The sequence below is a fragment of the Kitasatospora sp. NPDC057198 genome (genome assembly GCF_042670125.1).
In the GTDB taxonomy this organism is placed as follows: domain Bacteria; phylum Actinomycetota; class Actinomycetes; order Streptomycetales; family Streptomycetaceae; genus Kitasatospora.
Map to the genome: position 1 here is coordinate 1 of NZ_JBHUWH010000305.1, position 9838 is coordinate 9838.

Annotated in this window: 8 protein-coding genes; 1 reads left to right on the forward strand and 7 read right to left on the reverse strand. The window is 75.3% G+C overall.

Annotated elements, in window-relative coordinates:
* Positions 1–304 precede the first annotated feature (304 nt).
* Positions 305–826 (forward strand): Asp23/Gls24 family envelope stress response protein, encoded by a 522-nt coding sequence (locus ACFUEL_RS27650; RefSeq protein ID WP_380239481.1) that lies wholly within the window; start codon positions 305–307, stop codon positions 824–826.
* Between the two features lie 8 nt (positions 827–834).
* Here the strand turns inward: ACFUEL_RS27650 and ACFUEL_RS27655 are convergent, their stop codons facing one another.
* The 7 genes from ACFUEL_RS27655 to ACFUEL_RS27685 form a co-directional block, all read right to left on the reverse strand.
* Positions 835–2940, reverse strand: coding sequence for a xanthine dehydrogenase family protein molybdopterin-binding subunit (locus ACFUEL_RS27655; protein WP_380239482.1), 2106 nt, complete (start codon positions 2938–2940; stop codon positions 835–837).
* The gene (locus ACFUEL_RS27660) at positions 2937–3941 is read right to left on the reverse strand and encodes an FAD binding domain-containing protein (RefSeq protein ID WP_380239483.1); all 1005 of its coding nucleotides are present in this window, start codon (positions 3939–3941) and stop codon (positions 2937–2939) included. Before ACFUEL_RS27660 ends, ACFUEL_RS27655 begins: the two co-directional genes overlap by 4 nt.
* Complete coding sequence (locus tag ACFUEL_RS27665; RefSeq protein WP_380239484.1) at positions 3938–4552, reverse strand: (2Fe-2S)-binding protein; 615 nt, start codon at positions 4550–4552, stop codon at positions 3938–3940. Before ACFUEL_RS27665 ends, ACFUEL_RS27660 begins: the two co-directional genes overlap by 4 nt.
* 124 nt (positions 4553–4676) lie before the next feature.
* Positions 4677–5759 (reverse strand): aldose epimerase family protein, encoded by a 1083-nt coding sequence (locus ACFUEL_RS27670; RefSeq protein WP_380239485.1) that lies wholly within the window; start codon positions 5757–5759, stop codon positions 4677–4679.
* 122 nt (positions 5760–5881) lie between these two features.
* On the reverse strand, positions 5882–7387 hold the full coding sequence (gene araA / locus ACFUEL_RS27675; protein WP_380239486.1) for an L-arabinose isomerase: 1506 nt from the start codon (positions 7385–7387) through the stop codon (positions 5882–5884).
* 13 nt (positions 7388–7400) lie between these two features.
* The gene (locus ACFUEL_RS27680; protein ID WP_380239487.1) at positions 7401–8072 is read right to left on the reverse strand and encodes an L-ribulose-5-phosphate 4-epimerase; all 672 of its coding nucleotides are present in this window, start codon (positions 8070–8072) and stop codon (positions 7401–7403) included.
* A 2-nt stretch (positions 8073–8074) separates the two neighbouring features.
* On the reverse strand, positions 8075–9793 hold the full coding sequence (locus tag ACFUEL_RS27685; protein WP_380239488.1) for a ribulokinase: 1719 nt from the start codon (positions 9791–9793) through the stop codon (positions 8075–8077).
* Positions 9794–9838: the final 45 nt, after the last annotated feature.

A 9838-nucleotide genomic window follows, 5' to 3' on the forward strand; every position in this document is an offset into this window, starting at 1 on the left:
GGGCAGTAGGCGGCGCGGGGCGGCGGCGGGGACGGAAGCGGCGGCGGGGACGGAAGCGGAGGCAGCGCCTCCCCCGGCGGAGCGGCGTCGTTCGAGCGGGCGTCAGGCCCCCTGGGCCGGCCGCCCGGCCCTCGCCGCCGGGCGCTTCCCGGCCGTCGGGTGCTTCCCGGCCGTCGGGCGCTTCCCAGCCGTCGGGCGATTCGGAAATGTCCGAGGCCGGTGTGAGGAATGCCCCGTTTGTGGGCATGCGCGGTCCCGGTCGCCCGGACCGGGGCCGACCGGACCGCACACTCAGGAGGCCGTCATGACCGACACCGGAAACGTCCGCTCCCCCGGGAGCCCTCCGCTGTCTCCCCCGGGCGGCGGCCCCCGTCCCGGCGCGGGCCCGGCGCCCGGGGGCCAGGGGAAGACGACCGTCACCGACGGCGTCGTCGCGAAGATCGCCGGCCGGGCCGCGCGCGAGGTCCCGGGCGTCCACGCGCTGGGGGCCGGGGCGTCCCGGACCCTGGGCGCGGTGCGCGACCGCGTCCCGGGCGGCGGGCGGAACGACGCCACGCGCGGGGTGAAGGTCGAGGTGGGCGAGCGCCAGGCCGCCGTCGACCTGGAGGTCGTCGCCGAGTACGGCGTGCCCGTGCCCGGAATCGCGAAGGACGTCCGCGCGGGCGTCATCGAGGCGGTGGAGCGCCTGGTCGGCCTGGAGGTCGTCGAGGTGAACATCGTGGTCAAGGACGTCCACCTGCCCGGCGAGGACGACGAGGACGACGGGAACGACGAGCGCGACGAGGACGGGAGCGGCCGGAGTCCCGGCACCAGGCGGGTGGCCTGAGGGGCGGATCACCGCCCCGACCGGCGCTCCAGGGCGGGCAGCAGCTTGTCCAGCGTGACGGGCAGGTCCCGCACCCGGACGCCGCAGGCGTGCCACACGGCGTTCGACACCGCGGCGGCCGTGCCGACGATGCCGATCTCGCCGATGCCCTTGGTGCCCATCGCGTTGACGTGCGGGTCGTGTTCGTCGAGCCAGTGGGCCTCGACCTCGGCCACGTCCGCGTTGGCCGCGATGTGGTAGTCGGCGAGGTCGTGGTTGACGACGTGGCCGGTCCGGGGGTCGAGGACGGCGTTCTCGTGCAGCGCCATGGACAGCCCCATCGTCATGCCGCCGACGAACTGCGAGCGCGCCGTGCGCGGGTTGACAATCCGACCGGCGGCAAAGACTCCCAGCAGCCGCGGCACCCGGATCTCCCCGGTGTCCAGGTGGACCCGGGCCTCGGCGAACTGGGCGCCGAAGGCGTGCATCGCCCAGCGGTCGTCCGCCGGCCGCACGGAGCCGGACGCCTCGGCCCGCTCCGGCGGCTCGGCCCCGTGCTGGGCGCGGAAGGCGCAGGCCGCCTCGACCACGGCCGAGCCCCAGGTCGACATGCCCGAGGAGCCACCCGCCACCGACGCCACCGGGTGGTCGGTGTCGCCGATCCGCGCCTCGACCCGCTCGACGTCGACGCCGAGCGCGTCCGCGGCGATCTGCGCCAGCGTGGTCCAGGTGCCGGTGCCCAGGTCGGCCGCGCCGATCTCGACGGCGTACCGGCCGCCCTCCCACCGGATCACCGCCGTCGACTCCGACATCCGGTGCACCGGGTAGGTGGAGGCGGCGACGCCGGTGCCGACCAGCCAGTCGCCGTCGCGGCGCACGCCGGGCCGCGGGTCGCGCCCGTGCCAGCCGAAGCGCGCCGCGCCCTCGCGCAGGCAGCCGACCAGGTTGCGGCTGGAGAAGGGCCTGCCGGTCTCCGGGTCGGTGGCGGGTTCGTTGCGCACGCGCAGCTCGACCGGGTCGAGGCCGAGGCGCTCGGCCAGTTCGTCCATCGCCACCTCGGGCCCGAACATGCCGGGGCACACCCCGGGGGCGCGCATCCAGGACGGCACGGGCACGTCGAGGGCGGCCAGGCGGTGGGTGGTGCGCCGGTTCGCGACGGCGTACATCATCCGGGCGGGCACGCCGGTCTGCTCGGCGAACTCCTTGATCCGCGAGGTCTGTTCGACCACGTCGACCGCGAGGGCGGTCAGCGTGCCGTCGGCGTCGGCGGCGAGGACGCAGCGCTGGACGGTGGGGGTGCGGTAGCCGGCCAGGGAGAACATCTGCTGCCGGGTCAGCGCCAGGCGCACCGCCCGGCCGGGGACGGCGCGCGCGGCCATCGCGGCGAGCACCACGTTGACGTGCGGGGTGCCCTTCGACCCGAAGCCGCCGCCGACGTACGGGCAGACCACCCGGACCTTCGCCTCGTCGAGGCCGAACACCGACGCCACGGCGCGCCGGGCGGGGTGGACGCCCTGGGTGGAGTCCCACAGGGTGAGGAAGCCGGCGCCGGGCTCCCAGTGGGCGGTGGTGGCGTGCGGCTCCAGCGGGTTGTTGTGGTACGTCGCGGTGGTGTACGTCTGCTCGACCACCGCCGCCGCGGCGGCCACGGCGGCCGGGACGTCGCCCTCGGCGGTGTCGGTGGGGAAGTCCGGGTTCACCCGCTCCGGCGCGTACAGGTCGTCGCGGTCGGCCCGCAGTTCGCTGTCGTGCGGCGCCCGCTCGTAGGCCACCCGGACCAGGGCGGCGGCGTGCCGGGCCGTCTCGGAGCTGTCGGCGACCACCAGGGCGACGACCTGGCCGCGGAAGGCGACCTCGTCGTCCTGGAGGGCCGCCAGCTCCCGGTCCTCGGTGGAGGCCAGGCGTTCCGCGGTGGCGGGGGTGAGCACCGCGAGCACGCCGTCGAGCGCCTCGGCGGCGGCGGTGTCCAGCGCCGTGACGCGGCCCCGGGCGACGGTGGCCCGGACGGGGTGTGCGTAGGCGGGGTCCTGCACCGGCGTCTCGTAGGCGTAGACGGCGGTGCCGCGCACCTTGGCGGCGCCGTCCCGGCGGGGCAGGTCCAGGCCGATGGCGGCGGGGCGGTCGATGAACGTCATCGGGCGTCCTCCCGGACGAGGCCGCGCAGGGTGGCGGCGAGGGTGCGGCGCAGCAGCGGGATCTTGAAGGCGTTGCCGCCGTCCAGCCCGTCGGCCGGGCGGGCGTCGGCGAGTTCGGCGTCCGCGGCGGCGCGGTAGGTCTGCTCGGTGGCCGGGGCGCCGCGCAGCACCCGCTCGGCCCGGTGCGCGCGCCACGGCACGTGCGCCACGCCGCCGAACGCGACCCGCGCGTCGGTGATCACCCCGTCCCGCACGTCCACCGCGGCGGCGACGCTGACCAGGGCGAACGCGTACGAGGCGCGGTCGCGCACCTTGCGGTAGGCCGAGCGGCGGGCGAGCGGCAGGGCGGGCAGGTCGATCGCGGTGATCAGGTCGCCGTGGTCGAGCACGGTGTCCCGCTCGGGGGTGTCGGCGGGCAGCCGGTGCAGGCCGGTGAAGGGGATCGTGCGCTCGCCGTCCGGCCCCAGCACCCGCACCTCGGTGTCGAGGGCGGCCAGCGCCACGGCCATGTCGGAGGGGTGGACGGCGAGGCAGTGCTCGGAGGCGCCGAGGACGGCGTGGTGGCGGGTCCAGCCGCCGACGGCGGAGCAGCCCGAGCCGGGCTGCCGCTTGTTGCACGCCGTCGTGACGTCCTGGAAGTAGGCGCAGCGGGTGCGCTGCAGCGGGTTGCCGCCGGTGGTGGCCATGTTGCGCAACTGGCCCGACGCGCCGGACAGCAGCGCCTGGGAGAGCACCGGGAAGCGCTCGCGCACCCGCCGGTCGGCGGCGAGGTCGCTGTTGCGGACGCCCGCGCCGATCCGGAGGGCTCCCCCGTCGAGGTCCTCGATGCCGGCGGGCAGCAGGTCGGCGACGTGGACGACCAGGCCGGGTGCGGCGACGCCGAGCCTGAGGTGGTCGACCAGGTTCGTCCCGCCGCCGAGGAAGACCGCGGCCGGGTTCTGCGCGACGGTGCGCACCGCCTCCGCCGGGTCGGCCGGGCTCAGGTAGTCGAACGGCTTCACCGGGCCGCCCCCGTACCCGGCGCCGCCGTACTGGAGGAGGCCGCCGCGCCGGAGGAGGCTGTGCCGGAGGAGGCCGCCGCGGCCTGTTGGACGGCGGGCACGATGGCGGCGTAGGCCGCGCAGCGGCACAGGTTGCCGCTCATCCGCTCGGCCACCTCGGCGTGGTCCAGCCGCGGCGGCCGGGTGCCGTCGGTGACGGCGCTGGGCCAGCCGCGCGCGAACTCGTCGAGCATCCCGGCGGCGGAGACCACCTGCCCCGGGGTGCAGTAGCCGCACTGGAACGCGTCGCGGTCGATGAACGCCCGCTGCACCGGGTGCAGCCCGTCGCCACCCCGCCCGTCGTCACCGTGTCCGTCGCCACCCGGGCCGTGGGCGGCGAGCCCCTCGGCGGTGACGACCCGGGCGCCGTCCTGCGTGACCGCCAGGGTGAGGCAGCTCAGCACCCGGCGTCCGCCGGAGAGCACCGTGCAGGCGCCGCACTGCCCGTGGTCGCAGCCCTTCTTCGGGCTGGTCACCCCCAGCCGCTCGCGCAGGGCGTCGAGCAGGCTCGTGCGGGTGTCGACGGTCAGTGGGCGCGGGGTTCCGTCGACGTGGACGGTGATCTCTCTCATCACCGCACGAAGGTTCCCGGCGCCGCTCGCGCCCACACGGGCCCCGGCCGGACTCACCCGACCGGGTGGGCCCGCCGGGTCAGCGGCCGCCGGGTCAGCGGTCGGCGGTGAAGCGGCCGCCGGATCAGCGGTCGGCGGTGAAGCGGTAGACCGTGGTGGAGCGGTACTCCTCCCCCGGGCGCAGGACGGTGGAGGGGTAGGCGGGGCGGTTCGGGGAGTCCGGGAAGTGCTGGGTCTCCAGGGCGATGCCCGCGTGCGCGCGGTAGGGGCGGCCGGAGCGGCCGGTGACCGTGCCGTCGAAGAGGTTGCCGGTGTAGACCTGGAGGCCGGGTTCGGTGGTGCGGCACTCCAGGCGGCGGCCGCTGGCCGGGTGGGCGAGGACGGCGGCGGTACGCAGGCCGGTGCCGTCCAGGACCCAGTTGTGGTCGTAGCCGGCGCCGGCCGGGCCGAGCTGCGGGTGGCGCAGGGCGAACCGGTCGCCGAGGACGTGCGGGTCGCGGAGGTCGAACGGGGTGCCGGTGACGGGTTCGACCGGGCCGAGCGGGATGAGGTCCTCGTCGACGGGGAGGTAGCCGGAGGCGTCGACGCGCAGCAGGTGGTCGAGGACGGTGCCGCTGCCCTCGCCGGCCAGGTTGAAGTAGGCGTGGTTGGTGAGGTTGACGACGGTGGGCGCGTCGGTGGTGGCCCGGTACTCGATGCTCAGCTCGCCCCCGGCGTCGAGCAGGTAGGTGACCTCGGCGGTGAGCGCGCCGGGGAAGCCCTGGTCGCCGTCGGGGCTGTGCAGGCGCAGCCGGACGCCGGCCCGGTGCTCCTCCCGGACGGCTTCGCCCTCCCACAGGCGGGTGGCGTAGCCGTCGGGGCCGCCGTGCAGGGTGTGGCCGGTGGGCTGGGTGGCGAGGCGGTGGACGGTGCCGTCGAGGGGCAGCCGTCCGCCGGCGACGCGGTTGGCGTAGCGGCCGACGGTGGCGCCGAAGTAGGCGGCGTCGCCGAGCAGGTCGGCGACGTGGGCGCCGCCGAGGACGACGTTGGCGCGGTGCCCGTCCCGGTCGGGCGCGTGCAGGGCCTCGAGGCGGGCGCCGAGGCTGAGCACCTCCGCGGTGACGCCGCCGGGGGTGCCGAACGTCCAGCGGGTGATCCGCCGGCCGTCGGGGAGGGTGGCGGTGTCGCTCTGGGTGGTCCTGGGTCGGTCGGGTGCTCCGGGCGGCACGGGCGGCTCCGTTCAGCGGGTGCGGGCGGGCGGACGAGCGGGCGGACGGGCGGGCGGACGGGCGGGGGAAGGGGACGACACCCGCGGAAGGGCGGGCGTCGTCGCTTCCGGGTGGCGGGTGGTCACAGGCGCTGGGCGAGGCGGTGGTACGCCTGGTTCCAGCGCAGTTCGCGGGTGAAGGTGCGCATGGTGGTGTCGGCGTCGATGACGACCAGTTCGGTGGCGAGCATCTCGGCGAGGTCGTCGAGGTGCTCGGTGTCGAGGGCGCTGGTGAGCACGGTGTGGTGGGGTGCGCCGGCGGTGAGCCACGCCTCGGTGGAGGTGCGCAGGTTCGGCTTCGGCTGCCAGACGGCGCGGGCGACGGGCAGGTTGGGCAGCGGTTCGGCGGGGTCGACGACGTCGATCTCGTTGGCGACCAGGCGGAAGCGCTCGCCGAGGTCGGCCAGGCCCACGACGACGGCGGGGCCGGGGGCGGCGTCGAAGACCAGGCGGACGGGGTCCTCGCGGCCGCCGATGCCCAGCGGGTGGATCTCGCAGGAGGGGGTGGCGGCGGCGATGGTCGGGCAGACCTCCAGCATGTGCGCGCCGAGGATCAACTCCCGTCCGGGCTCCAGGTGGTAGGTGTAGTCCTCCATGAAGGAGGTGCCGCCGCCCAGGCCGGTGGCGGTGGTCTTCAGGGTGCGCAGCAGGACGGAGGTCTTCCAGTCGCCCTCGCCGCCGAAGCCGTAGCCGTCGGCCATCAGGCGCTGCACGGCCAGGCCGGGGAGCTGGCGCAGGCCGCCGAGGTCCTCGAAGTTGGTGGTGAAGGCGCCGAAGCCGCCGTCCTTGAGGAAGCCGCGCAGGCCGAGTTCGATCCGGGCGGCGTAGCGCAGCGAGTCGTGGCGCTCGCCGCCGGCGCGCAGTTCGGGGGCCAGGCGGTAGGTCTCCTCGTACTCCTTGACCAGGGCGGTGACCTCGGCGTCGGCGGCGTCGTCGACGGCGGCGACCAGGTCGTTGACGCCGTAGGTGTTGACGGAGACGCCGAAGCGCAGTTGGGCCTCGACCTTGTCGCCCTCGGTGACGGCGACGTCGCGCATGTTGTCGCCGAAGCGGGCCAGCCTGAGGGAGCCGAGGTCGGCGCGGCCGGCGGCGGCGCGGGACCAGGTGGCGATCCGGCGGGCGACGGCGGGGTCGCTGACGTGGCCGGCGACGGTCTTGCGGGCAACGCCGAGGCGGGACTGGATGTAGCCGAACTCGCGGTCGCCGTGGGCGGCCTGGTTCAGGTTCATGAAGTCCATGTCGATGGTGGCCCAGGGCAGGTCGCGGTTGGCCTGGGTGTGCAGGTGCAGCAGCGGCTTGCGCAGCGCGTCCAGGCCGGCGATCCACATCTTGGCGGGTGAGAAGGTGTGCATCCAGGCGATCAGGCCGACGCAGGCGTCGTCGGCGTTGGCCTCCAGGCAGACCCGGCGGATCGCGTCGGCGTCGGTCAGGACGGGCTTCCAGATCAGGCGCACGGGCAGGCCGGTGCGGGCGAGCTGGTTGATGACCTGCTGGGACTGCTCGGCGACCTGCTGCAGCGTCTCGGCGCCGTAGAGGCCCTGGCTCCCGGTGAGGAACCAGATCTCGCGTCCGGTGAAAACCTCGGTCACTGGTGGTACTCCTTCACTGGGCCGCGGGGCGCTGGCCGTAGACGTTCTGGTAGCGGAAGTTGAGGCGGTCGATGTCCGCCGGGGCGATGGGCAGCGGCTCGCCGAGCTGGCGGGAGATGTGGACGGTGCGGGCGACGTCCTCGCACATCACGGCGGCCTTGACGGCGGCCTTGGCGTCCTTGCCGATGGTGAACACGCCGTGGCTCTTCATCAGGACGGCCGGGGAGCGGTGGCCGTCGAGGGTCTCGACGATGCCGCGGCCGATCGAGTCGTCGCCGATCAGCGCGAACGGGCCGATCGGGATCTCGGCGCCGAACTCGTCGGCCATCGCGGTCAGTACGCACGGCACCGGCTCGCCGCGGGCGGCCCAGGCGCTGGCGTAGGTGGAGTGGGTGTGCACCACGCCGCCGACGTCGGGGCGGTGGCGGTAGACGTAGGCGTGCGCGGCGGTGTCGGAGGACGGGGCGTGCTCGCCCTCGACCACGTTGCCGTCCAGGTCGCACAGGATCATGTTCTCGGGCGTCAGCTCGTCGTAGTCGACGCCGCTGGGCTTGATGACCAGCAGGTCCTCGCCGGGGACGCGGGCGGAGACGTTGCCGGCGGTCCACACCACCAGGCCGTAGCGGACCAGCTCCCGGTGCAGGTCGCAGACCTGGCGGCGCAGCAGATCGATCGGGGAAGTCATGGTCAGTCCTCGCTGTCGTGGCTCAGGGCGGCGTGGCTCAGCGCGGCGTTGCGGATCGCGCGCAGGCGGTGCAGCAGCAGGTCGGAGCCGGTGCCGAAGTGCTCGTGCAGCAGGCGGTACTCGGCGTACAGGGCGTCGTAGGCGTCGGCGCGGGCCGCATCGGGCAGGTAGGCGTGGCGCTGGACGCGGCCCATCGCGGCGGCGGCGGTGCGGATGTCGGGGTGGGCGCCGGCGGCGACGGCGGCGTGGATGGCCGAGCCCAGGGCCGGGCCCTGTTCGGAGACGGCGAGCGAGACCGGGCGCCGCAGCACGTCCGCGTAGATCTGCATCAGCAGGGCGTTCTTCTTCAGGCCGCCGGTGACGACGAACTCGGTGACCGGGACGCCGCCGGTCTCCAGGGCCTCGACGATGGTGCGGGTGCCGTAGGCGGTGGCCTCCAGCAGGGCGCGGTAGACGTCCTCGGGGGTGGTGGCCAGGGTCAGGCCGGCGATGACGCCGGACAGGTGGTGGTCGACCAGGGTGGAGCGGTTGCCGTTCATCCAGTCGAGCGCCACCAGGCCGTGCGCGCCGACCGGTTGGGCGGCGGCCCTGCGGGTGAGCAGCTGGTGGGCGTCCTCGCCGTTGGCCTCGGCCTCGGCGAGGTAGTCGGCGGGCAGGCCCTGGCGCAGCCACCAGGCGAAGATGTCGCCGACCGCGGACTGGCCGGCCTCGTAGCCCCAGGCGCCCTCGGCGATGCCGCCGTCCACCACGCCGCAGATGCCGGGGACGTCGGCGAGGACCGGGCCGTTGACGACGTGGCAGGTGGAGGTGCCCATGATCGCCAGCAGTCTGCCGTTCTCGACGGCCTGCGCGGCGGGCGCGGCGACGTGCGCGTCCACGTTGCCCGCCGCGACCGCGATGCCCTCCGGCAGGCCCGTCCAGGCCGCGGCCTCGGCGGTCAGCGAGCCGACCCGGGAGCCCAGGGGAGCCAGGCCGTCGGGGTGCTCCAGCTTCGTGCGGGCGAAGTCGGCGAAGCCGGGGTGCAGGGCGGCCAGGTACTCCTGGGACGGGTAGCCGCCGTCCTGGAAGATCCCCTTGTAGCCGGCGGTGCAGGTGTTGCGGGACTCGGCGCCGGTGAGCTGCCAGACGATCCAGTCGGCGGCCTCGATCCAGCGCTCGCACGCCGCGTAGACCTCCGGGTCCTCCTCCAGCACCTGCAGCGCCTTGGCGTACTGCCACTCGGCGGAGATCTTGCCGCCGTAGCGGTGGATCCACTTCTCGCCGCGGGCGTGCGCGAGGGCGTTGATCCGGTCGGCCTGGCCCTGGGCGGCGTGGTGCTTCCACAGCTTGGGCCAGGCGTGCGGGCGCCCGGCCCAGTCGGGCAGCTCGGCGAGCGGGGTGCCGTCGGCCAGGGCGGGCAGCACGGTGCAGGCGGTGAAGTCGGTGGCGATGCCGATCACGGCGGCGGGGTCGACGCCGGCGGCGGCGAGCGCGGCGGGCACCGCGGTGCGCAGCACCTCGCGCCAGTCCTCGGGGTGCTGGAGCGCCCAGTCGGGGGGCAGGCGGCGGCCGGTGCCGGGCAGGCGGTCCTCGATGACGGCGTGCGGGTAGGGGTGCACGGCGGTGCCGAGCTCCTCGCCGTCGCTGGTGCGGACCACGACCGCGCGCCCCGACAGGGTGCCGAAGTCCACGCCGACGACGTAGCCCTCCGGCTCGTTCGCCCGTTCGTGGTGGGAAGTCAAGCTCACTGTCTCTTCCTTGGCGTGGGGTGGGGCGTGGGGGTGGAC